At 73.8% G+C, this 15,023-nt stretch carries 15 protein-coding genes and 1 riboswitch; of the genes, 12 read left to right on the top strand and 3 right to left on the bottom strand.

Going from position 1 to position 15,023, the window contains the following annotated elements:
- Position 1: 1 nt before the first annotated feature.
- From ADY01_RS21525 to ADY01_RS21510, 4 genes are all read left to right on the top strand, one after another.
- Positions 2 to 1,150 carry an allantoate amidohydrolase gene (locus ADY01_RS21525; RefSeq protein WP_063784305.1) on the top strand — a complete coding sequence of 383 codons (1,149 nt, stop codon included), beginning with the start codon at positions 2 to 4 and terminating at the stop codon, positions 1,148 to 1,150.
- A gap of 2 nt (positions 1,151 to 1,152) precedes the next feature.
- The gene (locus ADY01_RS21520) at positions 1,153 to 2,499 is read left to right on the top strand and encodes a formimidoylglutamate deiminase (RefSeq protein ID WP_107081783.1); all 1,347 of its coding nucleotides are present in this window, start codon (positions 1,153 to 1,155) and stop codon (positions 2,497 to 2,499) included.
- 14 nt (positions 2,500 to 2,513) lie between these two features.
- Complete coding sequence (hutI, locus tag ADY01_RS21515; protein ID WP_078900483.1) at positions 2,514 to 3,758, top strand: imidazolonepropionase; 1,245 nt, start codon at positions 2,514 to 2,516, stop codon at positions 3,756 to 3,758.
- A 76-nt stretch (positions 3,759 to 3,834) separates the two neighbouring features.
- The gene (locus ADY01_RS21510; RefSeq protein WP_078900482.1) at positions 3,835 to 5,226 is read left to right on the top strand and encodes an MFS transporter; all 1,392 of its coding nucleotides are present in this window, start codon (positions 3,835 to 3,837) and stop codon (positions 5,224 to 5,226) included.
- A gap of 58 nt (positions 5,227 to 5,284) precedes the next feature.
- Here ADY01_RS21510 and ADY01_RS21505 read toward each other — a convergent pair whose 3' ends face one another.
- Positions 5,285 to 6,019 (bottom strand): MOSC domain-containing protein, encoded by a 735-nt coding sequence (locus tag ADY01_RS21505; RefSeq protein ID WP_049576136.1) that lies wholly within the window; start codon positions 6,017 to 6,019, stop codon positions 5,285 to 5,287.
- 193 nt (positions 6,020 to 6,212) lie between these two features.
- Complete coding sequence (locus ADY01_RS21500) at positions 6,213 to 7,067, bottom strand: RNA polymerase sigma factor SigF (RefSeq protein ID WP_049576132.1); 855 nt, start codon at positions 7,065 to 7,067, stop codon at positions 6,213 to 6,215.
- A 327-nt stretch (positions 7,068 to 7,394) separates the two neighbouring features.
- Here ADY01_RS21500 and ADY01_RS21495 point away from each other — a divergent pair, with 327 nt between their 5' ends.
- The 4 genes from ADY01_RS21495 (at position 7,395) to ADY01_RS21480 (ending at position 10,577) form a co-directional block, all read left to right on the top strand.
- Positions 7,395 to 7,775 (top strand): STAS domain-containing protein, encoded by a 381-nt coding sequence (locus ADY01_RS21495; RefSeq protein ID WP_049576130.1) that lies wholly within the window; start codon positions 7,395 to 7,397, stop codon positions 7,773 to 7,775.
- Positions 7,776 to 8,046: 271 nt separating this feature from the next.
- Positions 8,047 to 8,517, top strand: coding sequence for an ATP-binding protein (locus ADY01_RS21490; protein ID WP_420715732.1), 471 nt, complete (start codon positions 8,047 to 8,049; stop codon positions 8,515 to 8,517).
- Positions 8,518 to 8,647: 130 nt separating this feature from the next.
- Positions 8,648 to 9,325, top strand: coding sequence for a response regulator transcription factor (locus tag ADY01_RS21485; protein WP_049576123.1), 678 nt, complete (start codon positions 8,648 to 8,650; stop codon positions 9,323 to 9,325).
- A 16-nt stretch (positions 9,326 to 9,341) separates the two neighbouring features.
- Positions 9,342 to 10,577, top strand: a complete 1,236-nt coding sequence (locus tag ADY01_RS21480) for an ATP-binding protein (protein WP_049576121.1) — start codon at positions 9,342 to 9,344, stop codon at positions 10,575 to 10,577.
- 34 nt (positions 10,578 to 10,611) lie between these two features.
- On the opposite strand, the gene ADY01_RS21475 is transcribed toward ADY01_RS21480, so the two are convergent.
- Positions 10,612 to 11,106 (bottom strand): GtrA family protein, encoded by a 495-nt coding sequence (locus ADY01_RS21475; RefSeq protein ID WP_049576152.1) that lies wholly within the window; start codon positions 11,104 to 11,106, stop codon positions 10,612 to 10,614.
- A gap of 151 nt (positions 11,107 to 11,257) precedes the next feature.
- Here ADY01_RS21475 and ADY01_RS21470 point away from each other — a divergent pair, with 151 nt between their 5' ends.
- The 4 genes from ADY01_RS21470 (at position 11,258) to ADY01_RS21455 (ending at position 14,980) form a co-directional block, all read left to right on the top strand.
- The gene (locus ADY01_RS21470; RefSeq protein ID WP_078900481.1) at positions 11,258 to 12,400 is read left to right on the top strand and encodes a 5-(carboxyamino)imidazole ribonucleotide synthase; all 1,143 of its coding nucleotides are present in this window, start codon (positions 11,258 to 11,260) and stop codon (positions 12,398 to 12,400) included.
- Positions 12,397 to 12,918 (top strand): 5-(carboxyamino)imidazole ribonucleotide mutase, encoded by a 522-nt coding sequence (gene purE, locus ADY01_RS21465; RefSeq protein ID WP_049576118.1) that lies wholly within the window; start codon positions 12,397 to 12,399, stop codon positions 12,916 to 12,918. The genes ADY01_RS21470 and purE overlap by 4 nt, the downstream gene beginning before the upstream one ends.
- Positions 12,915 to 14,105: a dipeptidase gene (locus ADY01_RS21460; RefSeq protein WP_049576115.1), complete on the top strand. Its 1,191-nt coding sequence runs from the start codon at positions 12,915 to 12,917 to the stop codon at positions 14,103 to 14,105. Before purE ends, ADY01_RS21460 begins: the two co-directional genes overlap by 4 nt.
- A 345-nt stretch (positions 14,106 to 14,450) precedes the next feature.
- Positions 14,451 to 14,638: riboswitch (cyclic di-AMP (ydaO/yuaA leader) on the top strand.
- 3 nt (positions 14,639 to 14,641) lie between these two features.
- On the top strand, positions 14,642 to 14,980 hold the full coding sequence (locus ADY01_RS21455; protein ID WP_053171064.1) for a LysM peptidoglycan-binding domain-containing protein: 339 nt from the start codon (positions 14,642 to 14,644) through the stop codon (positions 14,978 to 14,980).
- The last annotated feature ends 43 nt before the right edge of the window (positions 14,981 to 15,023 follow it).

Below are 15,023 nucleotides of genomic sequence, written 5' to 3'. Positions count from 1 at the left end.
GGTGGGCGGCGGCTACCGGCGCTACGTCTGGACGGAGCCCGAGGCGGAGCTGCGTGCGTGGTTCAGGGCGGAGGCCCTGGCGCGGGGGCTCGCGTACGAGGTGGACCGGAACGGGAACCAGTGGGCCTGGGCCGGGGACCCGGCCGCCGGGGACGCCGTGGTCACCGGCTCGCACCTGGACTCCGTGCCGGACGGCGGCGCGTTCGACGGACCGCTCGGGGTGGTCTCGGCGTTCGCCGCCCTCGACCTGCTGCGCGAGCGCGGGCTGCCGCCGGGGTCGCGCCCGCTCGGCGTGGTCGCCTTCGCCGAGGAGGAGGGGGCCCGCTTCGGCGTGGCCTGCCTCGGCTCCCGGCTCAGCAGCGGCCTCATCGAGCCCGCCCGCGCCCACCGGCTCACCGACGCCGACGGCGTGTCCCTGGCCGCCGCGATGGAGCGCGCAGGGCAGGACCCCGGCGCCATCGGGCCCGACCCCGAGCGGCTGGCCCGCATCGGCGCCTTCGTCGAGCTGCACATCGAACAGGGCCGCGCCCTGGCCGGTTTGGGCCGCGCCGTCGGCGTCGGCTCGGTCATCTGGCCGCACGGGCGGTGGCGGTTCGACTTCCGCGGCGAGGCGAACCACGCGGGAACCACCCGCGTCGAGGACCGCCGCGACCCGATGCTGACCTACGCGCACACGGTGCTCGCCGCCCGCAAGCGGGCCCGGCTCGCCGGGGCCCTGGCCACCTTCGGCAAGGTGGCGGTCGAGCCGGGCGCCGTCAACGCCATCCCCTCCCTCGTCACCGGCTGGCTGGACTCCCGCGCCCCGGACGGCGGCACGCTCGACGCGCTGGTGGCGGGGATCGAGCGGACCGCCGCCGAGCGCGGCGGGCGCGACGGCGTCACGGTCGCGGTCACCCGCGAGTCCCACACCGCGGGCGTCGCGTTCTCCGCCGAGCTGCGCGACCGCGCCGCCCACCGGCTGGGAGGCGCCCCCGCGCTGCCGACCGGCGCGGGACACGACGCCGGGATCCTCTCCGGGGCGGTCCCCACGGCCATGCTGTACGTGCGGAACCCGACCGGGGTCTCGCACGCCCCCGCCGAGCACGCCGACGAGGGCGACTGCCTGGCCGGGGTGACCGCGCTGGCCGACGTGCTGGAGGGCCTGCTGTGACGCTGAACGCGCAGACGTACTGGGCCGAACACGCCTGGCTGGGCGGCGTGGTCGAGCCGGGCGTCCTGATCACCACGTCCGGCTCGGGCCGCGTCACCGCGGTCGAGCCCGGCGTCCCGGGCCCGCCGGTCGGCGCCGTGTCGCTGCGCGGGCTGACCCTCCCCGGGCTGGCCAACGCCCACAGCCACGCCTTCCACCGCGCCCTGCGCTCGGTCGCCCAGGTGGGCGGCGGCACGTTCTGGACGTGGCGCACCGGCATGTACGAGACGGCCGCCCTGCTGACCCCCGACACCTACTACGCGCTCGCCCGCGCCGTCTACGCGGAGATGGCGCTGGCGGGCATCACCTGCGTCGGCGAGTTCCACTATGTGCACCACGGCCGGGGCGGGACCCGCTACGGCGACCCCAACGCGATGGCCGAGGCGCTGATCGCCGCCGCCGGGGCCGCGGGCATCCGGATCACCCTGCTGGACACCTGCTACCTGGCCGCCGGATTCGGTGAGCGTCCGGAGGGCGCCCAGCTGCGGTTCTCCGACGGGACGGCCGAGGCGTGGGCCGAACGCGCGGACGCGCTGCGCCCCACCGTCACCGCGCGCCTGGGCGCCGCCATCCACTCCGTGCGGGCCGTCCCCGCCGACGCGCTCGCCACCGTCGCCCGCTTCGCCACCGACCGGGGGCTCCCTCTCCACCTCCATCTCTCGGAACAGCCACGGGAGAACGAGGACTGCCTGCGCGCGCACGGCCGCACGCCCACCGCCCTCCTCGCCGACCACGGCGCGCTCGGCCCGCGCACCACGGCCGTGCACGCCACGCACCTCACCGACGCCGACATCGCCCTGCTCGGCCGCAGCTCCACCGCCACCTGCCTGTGCCCCACCACCGAGCGCGACCTCGCCGACGGCATCGGCCCCGCGGGCTCGCTGCGCGCCGCGGGCAGCCCGCTCTGCCTGGGCAGCGACAGCCACGCCGTCATCGACCTGCTCGCCGAGGCCAGGGGCGTCGAGCACCACGAACGGCTCCGCTCACGGGTGCGCGGCCACTTCACCGCGGGGCAACTGCTGCGCGCCGCCTCCGAGGACGGGCACGCCGCTCTCGGCTGGCCCGAGGCGGGGCGCCTCGAACCCGGCGGCCTCGCCGACTTCACCACCGTCGCCCTGGACAGCGTCCGCACCGCCGGGCCGCCGCCCCGGCTGGCCCTGGAGGCGGCCGTATTCGCCGCGACCGCCGCCGACGTCCGGCACACGGTGGTCGGCGGCCTGCACATCGTGCGCGACGGCGACCACCAGCTCGTCCACGACGTCCCCCACGCCCTGCGCACGGCCATGGCCGCGCTGCGGGCCACCCGCTGAGGAGCGGGGCCCCCATGGAGAACCCCCGCGGCGGCACCCCCGCCGACAGCACCAGCACCGGCACCAGTACCGGCACCAGCCCCAGCACGGGCACCAGCACGGCCATCACCCACATCGGCACGCTCGTCACCAACGATCCCTCCCTCGGTCACGGACCCCTCGGCCTGATCCGCGACGCGGCCCTCGTCATCGAGGGCGGGCGTGTCGTCTGGACCGGCACCACCAGTGGAACACCCGCCACTGACAGTCACCACGACGCGGCCGGCCGGACCGCCGTCCCCGGCTTCGTCGACTCCCACTCCCACCTGCTGTTCGCGGGAGACCGCACCGACGAGTTCCACGCGCGCATGTCGGGCCGCCCCTACACCGCGGGCGGCATCCGCACCACCGTGGCCGCGACCCGCCGGGCGACCGACGCCCAGCTGGCCGCCGGGCTCGCCGCGTTCCTCCGCGAGATGCTCCGCCAGGGCACCACCACCGTGGAGACCAAGTCCGGCTACGGCCTCACCGTGCACGACGAGGCCCGCGCCCTGCGGATCGCCCGCGAGCACACCGAGGAGACCACCTATCTGGGGGCGCACATCGTGCCCCCCGAGCACGACGCGAGCCCCGAGTCCTATGTCGCGCTGGTGACGGGCCCCATGCTCGACGCCTGCGCGCCGCACGCGCGGTGGATCGACGTGTTCTGCGAGCGGGGCGCGTTCGACGGGGACCAGGCGCGCGCCGTCCTCACCGCGGGCCTCGCGCGCGGGCTGCGCCCCCGCGTCCACGCCAACCAGCTCACCCAGGGCCCAGGCGTCCAGCTCGCCGTCGAGCTCGGCGCCGCCTCCGCCGACCACTGCACCCACCTCGGCGACGCCGACGTGGACGCCCTGGCCCAGGGCGACACGGTCGCCACGCTCCTCCCCGGCTGCGAGTTCTCCACCCGCGCGCCCTACCCCGACGCGCGCCGCCTGCTCGACGCGGGCGCCGTGGTCGCGCTCGCCACCGACTGCAATCCGGGCTCCTCGTTCACCAGCTCCATGCCGTTCTGCGTCGCCGTGGCCGTCCGCGAGATGGGCATGACGCCCGACGAGGCGCTCTGGTCCGCCACCGCGGGGGGCGCGGCGGCGCTCGGCCGCACGGACATCGGCCGCCTCACGCCCGGCGCGCACGCTGACCTGGTGCTGCTCGACGCGCCCTCGCCCGTTCACCTGGCCTACCGTCCCGGCGTGCCGCTGGTCGCCGCCGTGTGGCGGCGGGGGCGCCGCGAGGTCTGAGGGAGGCGGCAACGGAACGTGGCGCGTTCGGCCGGGCTTTGGCAGGGTTACGGCCAGCCGAACGAGGGGGGCACGCATGTCGGGATCGGGGCCGGGAACGGGAACCGCGGACACCGGCGAGGGCGCCGGGGCGCCGACGGCGGCCGGGGCGCAGCCGGTTCGGGATTCCGGCCCCGAGCCGCCGGCGCCGCGCCGGGGCCTCGGCGCCGCCTACTGGAAGCTCTGGTCCGCCAGCACGGTCACCAACCTCGGCCAGGGCGCCACCGGCATCGCGTTCCCCTGGCTGGCGACCACGCTCACCACCAACCCCTTCCTCGTCGCCCTCATGGGCATCGCCCTGCGCTTGCCGTGGCTGCTGTTCAGCCTCCCGGCCGGGGTCCTGGCCGACCGGCTCGACCGGCGGCGCGTGATGATGGCGATGAGCGCGGCGCGGGTGGTCATCGTGGGAACGGTCGGCCTGCTCGTCGCGTTCGACGTCATGTCGCTGCCGCTGCTGTACGCGTGCGCGCTGGCGCTCGGCTTCGCCGAGGTGCTGTTCGACAACACGTCGCAGGTGCTGCTGCCCGCGCTCGTCCCGAGGGAGCGCCTCGGCGATGCCAACGGACGGCTGATGGCCGCCCAGATCGTCTCCGACGACTTCCTGGCCCGCCCGCTGGGCGGGGTGCTGATCGGCGTCGCGCTGGCCGTGCCGTTCGCGTTCGACGCGGCGGCGGCGGCCGTGGCGGTGCTGCTGCTCTTCCTGATGCGCGGCACCTTCCGCGCGCGGAGGGCGCACGACGACGATCCGGCGGGCGGGGGCGCGGGGGCGGGTGCGCCGGCGCGCAGGTCGATGCGGAGCGAGATCGGTGAGGGCGTGCGCTGGCTGTGGGGCAACGCGGTGCTGCGCCGGCTCGCCATCGCGCTCGCGGTCGCCAACGGGGCCGGGGCCGCGGCCACGGCGATCTACGTGCTCTACGCGCAGGAGGTGCTCGGCCTCGGTCCGGTCGGCTATGCCGTGCTGCTGTCCACCGCGGGGGTGGGCGGCCTGCTCGGCGGACTGCTGGCCGGACGGGTCACGCGCAGGATCGGCGCGGCCCGTTCGCTGCTGCTGCTCTGCCTGCTGACGGCCGTCGCCTACGCGACGGCGGCGTTCTCGTCCCATGCCTGGCTGGTCGGCGCGATGATGGCCGGGACCGGTTTCGGAGCGGTTCTGTGGAATGTGACGACCGTGTCGCTTCGGCAGACGATCATTCCCGACCATCTGCTGGGCCGGGTCAACAGCGTCTACCGCCTGCTCGGCTGGGGCGCCATGCCGTTCGGCATGGCGGCGGGCGGCGCCCTCGTCTCCCTGGTCGAGGCCCAGCTGAGCCGCGAGGCGGGGCTGCGCGCCCCCTTCCTCGCGGTCGCCCTGGCCAATGTCGGCCTCGCCCTCTACCTGCGCCGCCACCTCCACGCCCGCGCCCTGGCCGAGGCCCTGGGCGAGAGCTGAGACCTGGAACCCGCTACCCGAGAACGGGAACGGGAACGACCGCGGCGGATCGGGCGGATCAGGCGGTGGACGCCGGCTCCACCCGCTCGTCCTGCCCGGAACCAGTGGCTCCCGGTGACGCGGTCCGGGCGGCCTCCGCCCAGGCGCGGGCCTGGGCCAGCTCGTGCGGGTGCAGCGCCTCGCCGGCCGCGATCACCCGGTGCCGCAGCTCGGGGGCCGTGGTCATGGCGCGGAAGAGGAACGCCACCGACACCTCGTGGTCCGGCCGGTGGACGACCTCGACCGGGTCGCCCGCGCGGATGGTGCCGGGGTGGATGACCCGGAAGTACGCGCCGGGCCTGGCCTCGTTGGTGAAGCGCTTGACCCAGCCCTGCTCGCCGAGCCAGTCCGCGAACGTCCGGCACGGGATCCGGCAGCTGCTCGCCTCGATCACCAGCTCGGGCCCGAGGCGCCAGCGCTCGCCGATCCGCGCGTCGTTCACGTCGATGCCGAGGGTCGTCAGGTTCTCTCCGAAGACGCCGCCGGCGAGCTTCCTGCCGAGCGCGCGCTCCCAGTGGTCGAGGTCCTCGCGGGCGTACACGTAGACCGCCTGGTCGTCGCCGCCGTGGTGGCGGCGGTCGCAGATCATGTCGCCCGCCAGCGCGCTTCCGGCGACCCCCTTGGGACCCGGCGCCGCGACCGCGACGGCCCGGGGCGTGGGACGCTTGTCGATGCCGGTCACGCCGCCCTCCGCGTCGGTCCACGCGGCCCTGGTCGCCTCGCCGAGGTTCACCGAGAGAATCGTCTGCGTCATGCCGGGCACCCTAATGCCGCGTCCGCCGCGGCGCGTGTCCATTTCCGGACCGGATCTCGCGCTCACCCCTCCGCCCCCCCGGGCACGTCCGGCACGTCCGGCACCGCACAGCGCTGAGCCCCCGGGCGCGGTGCGTGCCGGGGGCTCATGCGGGGGACGGCGTGTGCCTCTTCGTATCCCGCTGTTCCTCGTCCTACTCCTCGACCAGGAGTCCGCGGCGGAGCCTGCCCAGCGTGCGGGCCAGCAGCCGGGAGACGTGCATCTGCGAGATGCCGAGCTCCTCGCCGATCTCGGACTGGGTCATGTTCGCCACGAAGCGCAACGAGAGGATCTGCCTGTCCCGCGGGGTCAGTTCCGCGATGAGCGGCTTGAGGGACTCGATGTACTCGATGCCCTCCAGGCCGTGGTCCTCGTACCCGATGCGGTCGGCGAGGGCGCCCTCGGCCTCGTCCTCGTCGGGCTGCGCGTCCAGGGAGCTGGCCGTGTACGCGTTGGAGGCGGCCATGCCCTCCACGACCTCTTCCTCGCTGATCTTCAGCCGCTCGGCGAGCTCGGCGACGGTCGGGGAACGGTCCAGCCTCTGGGCCAGCTCGTCCCCGGCCTTCGCCAGGTCGAGCCTGAGCTCCTGAAGCCGCCGCGGAACGCGGACCGACCAGGAAGTGTCACGGAAGAAACGCTTGATCTCGCCGACGATCGTCGGCATCGCGAACGTGGGGAACTCGACGCCGCGGTCGGCCTCGAAGCGGTCGATCGCCTTGATCAGACCGATCGTGCCCACCTGGACGATGTCCTCCATGGGTTCGCTGCGGGAGCGGAATCGCGAGGCGGCGAATTTCACCAGCGCGAGATTCAGCTCGACCAGGGTGTTGCGCACATACGCGTACTCGTGGGTGCCTTCCTCGAGAATCGCCAGCCGCAGGAAGAGGCTCTTCGAGAGTGCGCGCGCGTCCAGCGGCGCCACCTCGTCGAAGGGAGGGATCTCGGGCAGCGGCGCAAGGATGTCGCCCGCCGCCGGCGGGGCGGCGGGGGAGGACGGCACGTCTGCCATACGGGCGTCGGTACGCCCATCTTCAATCTGCGCGCCTTGCTTATGAGGGGCATGAATATGAGGGGCCGGTGACGACATGATGTGTCCTCCGTGTGTCTCTCTCGGCATATGGCTGCCGACGCCATGCGTGCACTGGGATTGCGGCGCCTCCAAAGCCGGCTGTCCTTATTCGATGCCCTCTAGACCTACCGGTCACCCACCAACCGTGGCAAGTTCCTTACGTACGAATTGTGTTGTATGTCCGTTTTGTTCGGGTGTTGGGTGGTCGCCTCAGGGGCTAAGGTTTCGAACCTAGTCAGGAACGGGCTCCGAACTGAAGGGGGCTGCATGGACCGTGCGGTGCCGGAGGACGCGAACCGGCGTCCGTTGGCGGTCGACGTGCGGCGCGTCGGCTCGGGCGCGGTGGTGGCTCCCGTCGGGGAGCTGGACCACCACACGGCGGACGTCCTGCGCGAGGCCCTCGACGCGTGCGTCGCCGAGGGGTGCCCCCGGATAGTGATCGACTGCTCGGGCCTGGAGTTCTGCGACTCCACCGGCCTGAATGTGCTTCTCGCCACACGCCAGGAGGCCGAGGCCGTCGGCAGCCAGGTGCACCTGGCCGGAATGAGCCCAATTGTCGCCCGCGTCTTCGAGATAACGGGCGCCGGAGCCGTCTTCACGGTTCACCGCGACCTGGAGGCGGCCCTCGCGGCCATGCCGGGGGACTGAGACGGCGGGATGCCAGCTGTACGGGACGGGTTGGCCGAGTCACACTATTGCCGAGAACGGTCGGGTGTGGTCGCCGTTCATCAGGGCAGAAGACCTTGCATGCCGGACCCGGGGACGGTCCGGGGCATGCCAGTCGGCGGAGCGGTGATGCGGTGAGGGAGGGCGCATGGGTTCCACGCGGCCGTCTCCGGCAGGCGACTACGGACCGGAGCCGCAGGCGCCTGCCACCGTGACGGGCCAGGCGCGGCAGGTGCCGCACCCACAGCAGCACATGCTCGGCCACCCGCAGGAGCGGCCACAGCAGCACCCCCAGCCGGCCGCGCAGATCCAGCAGGTGCGGCGGCTTCGGCTGGTGGGGACCAGCGGCGTGGTCTCGCGCGCCCGCGAGTTCGCGCGCGGTGCGCTCCACGACTGGGGATGGCTGCCCTCCGCCACCGAGGAGGCGCGCGCGGCGGCCGAGGACGTTCTCCTGGTCGTCTCCGAGCTGGTGACCAACGCCTGCCTGCACGCGGGCGGCCCCGAGGAGCTGCGCGTGGGCAGGGGCGCCAAGCTGCTGCGCATCGAGGTGCAGGACCGCGGGGAGGGCGTTCCCGCGCTGCGCACCTCGCGCCGCGCCGGGCGCCCCGGCGGCCACGGCATGTTCATCGTCCAGCGGCTCTGCCTCGACTGGGGCGTGGTCCACGAGGCCGGGGCCCCGGGCAAGACCGTCTGGGCCGAGCTGACCGGCCCCGCCCTGGACTGAGGCCCCGAGGCCCCGAGGCCCTGAGGCCCTGCTCGGGGGTCGGGCCCGCGGCGGGCGCGCGCCCCCCTTGCTTCAGAGCGCTTTCCCGCCGCTTCGTGGCAGGCCCCCGGGTGGCGTCTACCATCGGGCCATGACCCGAGTACTGCTCGCCGAGGACGACGCGTCCATCTCGGAGCCGCTGGCCCGAGCGCTGCGCCGCGAGGGATACGAGGTGGACGTGCGGGAGGACGGGCCCGGCGCGCTGCGGGCCGGGCTGCGGGGCGACGTCGACCTGGTCGTGCTCGACCTCGGCCTGCCCGGCATGGACGGTCTCGAGGTCTGCCGCCGTCTGCGGACCGAGGGGCTGGGCCTGCCCGTGCTGGTGCTGACGGCGCGCGCCGACGAGGTGGACACCGTGGTCGGCCTCGACGCGGGCGCCGACGACTACGTGACCAAGCCGTTCCGGCTGGCCGAGCTGCTGGCCCGGGTCCGGGCCCTGCTGCGCCGCGGCAGCGCGGAGGCCGCCTCCGCGCCCACCGTGCACGGCATCAGGATCGACGTGGAGTCGCACCGCGCGTGGATGGGCGAGGAGGAACTGCACCTGACCGCCAAGGAGTTCGACCTGCTGCGGGTCCTGGTGCGCGACGCGGGCCGGGTGGTCACCCGCGAGCAGCTGATGCGCGAGGTGTGGGACACCACCTGGTGGTCGTCCACGAAGACCCTGGACATGCACATCTCCTGGCTGCGCAAGAAGCTCGGCGACGACGCCGCCAACCCCCGGTACATCGCGACGGTCCGTGGAGTGGGATTCCGCTTCGAGAAGAGCTGACGGGGAGCGGGAACGCGTGCGGCGCCGTCTGATCAACTCCACCCTCGCCGTGGTGCTCGTCGTCATCGCCGTCTTCGGCGTCTCGCTGTTCATCGTCGAGACCCGCACCATCGAGTCCAGCGCCCGCGACCGCCTGGAGTCCGAGGTGGCCCGGGTGCTGGCCGACGTGGAGAGCAGGATCGCCGCCGGGGAGCCGGTGACGGCGGCCGAGCTGCGCGCCTCCGCGCCGGCCGACCGCTTCGTCCTGGTCGACCTGCCCGGCCAGCGGCCCGTCACCCTGGGCGACCGGCCCGAGGACGACGTGATGTCCGCCGAGCAGACGGGCGTGCACGGCGAGACCGTCACCGTCGAGCAGTCGAGGAGCGAGGTCAGCGACGAGATCACCAGGATGCTGATGATCATCCTGGTGGTCTCCCTGCTCGCCGTCGCCGCCGCCGCGCTGCTCGCCGTACGGCAGGCGCACCGGGTGTCCCTGCCGCTGACCGACCTGGCCGAGACGGCCGAACGGCTCGGCTCGGGCGACCCGCGCCCCCGCCACCGCCGCTACGGCGTCCCCGAGCTCGACCGGGTCGCCGACGTGCTGGACTCCAGCGCGGAGCGGATCGCCCGCATGCTCACGGCGGAACGGCGGCTGGCCGCCGACGCCTCCCACCAGCTGCGCACGCCGCTGACCGCGCTCTCCATGCGCCTGGAGGAGATCATCGCCACCGAGGACCGGGGCACGGTCAAGGAGGAGGCGGCCATCGCGCTCGCGCAGGTGGAGCGCCTGACCGACGTGGTGCAGCGGCTGCTGACCAACTCCCGCGACCCCCGCCTCGGCTCCGCGGTCGGCTTCGACCTGGACGAGATCGTCGTCCAGCAGGTCGAGGAGTGGCGCCCCGCCTACCGCAGCGCGGAGCGCGTCATCGTCCACTCGGGCAAGCAGGGCCTGCGCGCGGTCGGCACTCCCGGGGCGGTCTCGCAGGTGCTCGCCTGCCTCGTGGAGAACTCGCTGATGCACGGCGCCGGAACGGTCGCGCTGCGCACCAGGACCACCGGCAACCAGGTCGTGGTCGAGGTCACGGACAACGGCCCCGGCGTGCCGAGCGAGCTGGGCGCCCGCGTCTTCGAGCGCACGGTCAGCGGCCACAACTCCACGGGTCTCGGCCTCGCCGTGGCCCGCGACCTGGCGGAGGCCGACGGCGGCCGTCTCGAACTGCTCCAGCAGCGGCCACCGGTCTTCGCGCTCTTCCTGAGCCGCGAGGCGGATTGAACGGGGAATCGAACGGGGAGGGGGGCGTGACGGGTCAGACCTCGGCGCGCACCGGGGGAGCGGGCTCCCCGTCCTCGTCCTCGTCCCCGTTCTCGTCCACCGCGCGGAAGACCCAGGTGCGGTAGGACCAGAAGCGGAAGAGCGAGCCGATGCCGAGGCCGATGACGTTCTTCGCGAGGTTGTCCGCGAGCGGTGAGGTGAAGCCGAAGCCGTAGTGCGACAGCGCCAGCGCCCCGTTCTCGATGACCATGCCCACGCACGAGAACAGCAGGAAGAGCCCGGCCTCCCGGCTGCGGCCCGTCTTGTCGCGGTGCCGGTAGGTCCAGTAGCGGTTCCCCAGGTAGTTCGTGCAGATCGCCGCCGTGGTGGCGATCACCCCGGAGCGGACGGGGGCGAGCCCCGCGGCCTGGCCGCAGAGGTTGAACACCAGGACGTTCACGAGAAAGCCGAACGCGCCCACGGTGCCGAACTTGGCGGCCTCCCGGGCGATGCCGCGCAGGCGGTCGCGGAGCGTGCGCCGGTCGCTCATGGCCGCCATGCTAACCAGCCGGTCCGCGGCGGTTGGAGCCGATGTGCATGAGTACCCTTCCGCCGCGTTCGCTCAGGGGAAGGACGTGCCGGGGTCCCGGGTGGTTCCGGGCCGCCGGTGTCGCTTTTCGGCCGCCGGATACGCTGGGTGTGTGACATTTCCGGTGGTCGGCATGGTCGGAGGCGGTCAGCTCGCCCGGATGACGCACGAGGCGGGCATCCCGCTCGGCATCAGGTTCCGGGTCCTCAGCGAGACGCCCCAGGACGCGGCGGCGCAGGTGGCGGGTGAGGTGGTCGTCGGCGACCACCGCGACCTGGCGACGCTGCGGGCGTTCGCCCGGGGCTGCGACGTGATCACGTTCGATCACGAACACGTTCCGACCGAGCATCTGCGCGCGCTGGAGGCCGACGGCATCCCGGTCAGGCCGGGCCCCGACGCCCTCGTCCACGCGCAGGACAAGGGGCTGATGCGGGCGAGGCTGACCGCGCTCGGCGTGGAGTGCCCGCGCCACCGGATCGTGACCGACCCGGCCGACGTGGAGCGCTTCGCCACGGCGGAGGCCGGCGGGTTCCCCGTGGTGCTGAAGACCGTGCGCGGCGGATACGACGGCAGAGGCGTCTGGGTGGTGCGGTCGGCCGCCGAGGCCCGTGAGCCGTTCAGGGCCGGAGTGCCCGTGCTGGCCGAGGAGAAGGTGGACTTCACCCGTGAGCTCGCGGCCAACGTCGTCCGCTCCCCGCACGGCCAGGCCGTCGCCTACCCGGTCGTCGAGTCGGTCCAGGTCGGCGGCGTCTGCGACACCGTGATCGCCCCGGCCCCCGGGCTGCCCGAGGCGTCCGCCCTGCACGCCCAGCGGCTCGCGCTGCGCATCGCCGCCGAGCTCGGCGTCACGGGCCACCTCGCCGTGGAGCTCTTCGAGACCGCGGACGGCCGGATCCTGGTCAACGAGCTGGCCATGCGCCCGCACAACTCCGGCCACTGGACCCAGGACGGCGCGGTGACCTCGCAGTTCGCCAACCACCTGCGCGCCGTTCTCGACCTCCCGCTCGGCGACCCGAGGCCGCGCGCCCGGTGGACCGTGATGGCCAACGTCCTGGGCGGCGACTTCCCCGACATGTACCCGGCCTTCCTGCACTGCATGGCGCGCGACCCGCGGCTGAAGATCCACATGTACGGCAAGGACGTGAAGCCCGGCCGCAAGGTCGGCCATGTCACCACCTACGGCGACGATCTGGCCGACGTCCGCGAACGGGCCCGGCACGCCGCCGACTACCTCCGAGGAACGATCGACGAATGAACAGCCCCCCGCCACCGCTGGTCGGCATCGTCATGGGGTCCGACTCCGACTGGCCGGTGATGCGCGGCGCGGCCGACGCGCTGGCCGAGTTCTCCGTTCCCTTCGAGGCGGATGTCGTCTCGGCGCACCGCATGCCGCACGAGATGGTCGCCTACGCGGAGGGCGCGGCCGGGCGCGGCCTCAGGGTGATCGTCGCGGGCGCCGGGGGCGCGGCCCACCTGCCGGGCATGATCGCCTCGCTGACGCCGCTGCCCGTCATCGGGGTGCCGGTGCCGCTGGCGCACCTGGACGGCATGGACTCGCTCCTGTCCATCGTGCAGATGCCCGCGGGCGTGCCCGTCGCCACCGTCTCGGTCGGCGGCGCGCGGAACGCCGGGCTGCTCGCCGTCCGCACCCTCGCCGCGGGCGACCCGGAGCTGCGCGACGCGATGACGGCGTTCCAGCGCGGGCTGAAGGAGCAGGCCGAGGAGAAGGGGCGCCGGCTGCGCGCCTCGTTGAACGCGGGGGGCGCGGCATGAGCGACGCACTCGAACGGGCCGTCGAGCTGCTGGCCGAACACCCGGTCGTGGACGGGCACAACGACCTGCCCTGGGCGCTGCGCCAGCAGGTGCGGTACGACCTCGACCGGCGCGACATCGCCACCGACCAGAGCGCGCATCTGCACACCGACCTGCCGCGGCTGCGGGCCGGCGGCGTGGGCGCGCAGTTCTGGTCGGTGTACGTGCGGACCGACCTCGCCGGGGACAGCGCGGTCAGCGCGTGCCTGGAGCAGATCGACGTGGTCGCGCGGCTCATCGCCCGCTACCCGCGCGACCTGCGGAGGGCGCTGACCGCCGACGACATGGAGGCGGCGCGCGCCGAGGGCGGGATCGCGTCGCTGATGGGCGCCGAGGGCGGCCACTCGATCAACAACTCGCTGGGCACGCTCCGCGCGTTCCACCGGCTCGGCGTCCGCTACATGACGCTGACGCACAACGACACCATCGACTGGGCGGACTCCGCCACGGACGACCCGCGCCACGACGGGCTGAGCGCGTTCGGCGAGGAGGTGGTCCGCGAGATGAACCGGGCGGGGATGCTCGTCGACCTCTCCCATGTCGCCCCCTCCACCATGCGCGACGCGCTCCGCGTCACCGAGGCGCCGGTGATCTTCTCGCACTCCTCGGCGCGCGCCGTGTGCGACCACCCGCGCAACATCCCGGACGACGTGCTGGAGAAGCTGCCCGCCAACGGCGGGGTGGCCATGGCCACCTTCGTGCCGAGCTTCGTGCTCCCCGAGGCGGTGACCTGGACCCGGCGCGCCGGTGAGAACCTGCGGGCCCACGGCTTCCACCCGCTGGACCACACCGAGCCCGCGATGCGGCTGCTGGAGGCGTTCGAGGCCGAGCACCCGAGGCCGCGCGCCACCGTCTCCACCGTCGCCGACCACCTGGACCACATGCGGGAGGTCGCCGGGATCGACCACATCGGCATCGGCGGCGACTACGACGGCACCGCGTTCCTGCCGGACGGCCTCGACAGCGTGGCGGGCTATCCGCGGCTGATCGCGGAGCTGCTGGAACGGCGCTGGTCGCCCGCCGAGCTGGCCCGGCTGACGTGGCACAACGCGGTGCGTGTGCTGCGCGACGCCGAGGCCGTCGCCCGCGACCTGTCGAGCCGCCGGGGTCCCTCCCTCGCGACGATCGAGGAACTGGACGGCTCCTGACACTGATTCGGGCAATCAACGCATCAGTCCCATTCCGCCGCGCTCGCGGGGCCTCGTGACCGAGTTCACTCGGGGCCCCCGGACGCGGCGGCGCGGTCTCGCGGGCGCGCCGCGGCGGTCTGGTCAAGTGCGGGCGGACGCGGCCGAGTTGGGGACGATGGCGCGATTCGTTCGCTCGCCCTGGGTGCTCGCGCCGGTGCGCCGGGTGACGAGGGGGTCCGCCCCGGTATCGCCGATCATGGTCTGATGATCCGCTCTTTGTTGTCTCGTCCGAATTCATCGGTTTAACGTGCTTGCCGCGCCGCATCCGCGGCGGACCGCTCCGGACGCCGAATCCTGTCACCGGTAGCGGAAACGCTGCATTCCGTTGACAGGAGCGGGGGACCCACTTCCGCCGGAGCGTTGCCCAACGCGCCGGCTCGGGGTGAAGCCACCGCCGCACGCACGCCGTCTCGCGCGCCGTGTGCGCCGGTGGCCGGGCAACTCCGGCCCGAACCCGACAGCTCACCTCGCAGGCGTTGGAGAGGAGCACACCTATGTCCGCACGCGGACGTCACCGCCGCCAGCGCGCCCGGCGCATCTCCCGTATCTCCCTGATCCTCACGGCCGGCGGCGCCGGGGTGGCGCTGCCGCTCATCGCCGCCGGGGGAGCGAGCGCCGCCCCGGCCTCCGCCCCCGCCGCCGAGAGCAGCTACACCGTGGCCAGCGGGGACACCCTGTCCAAGATCGCCAGGGCCCAGGGCCTGCCGGGCTGGGAGGAGCTGTACGAGGGCAACCGTCAGGTGGTCGGCGAGGACCCGAATCTGATCACACCCGGTCAGAAGCTGGTCCTCAACGCGGTCGCCCCGGCGACCGCGTTGAGGACCAGCTTCTGACCGGGTGTGATCAGATTCGGGTCCTCGCCGACCACCTGACGGT

Origin of the sequence: Streptomyces sp. SBT349, assembly GCF_001083795.1 — a bacterium.
Taxonomy (GTDB): Bacteria; Actinomycetota; Actinomycetes; order Streptomycetales; family Streptomycetaceae; genus Streptomyces.
Note: the sequence above shows the minus strand (reverse complement) of the source record. Positions and strands in the feature narration are given on the sequence as shown.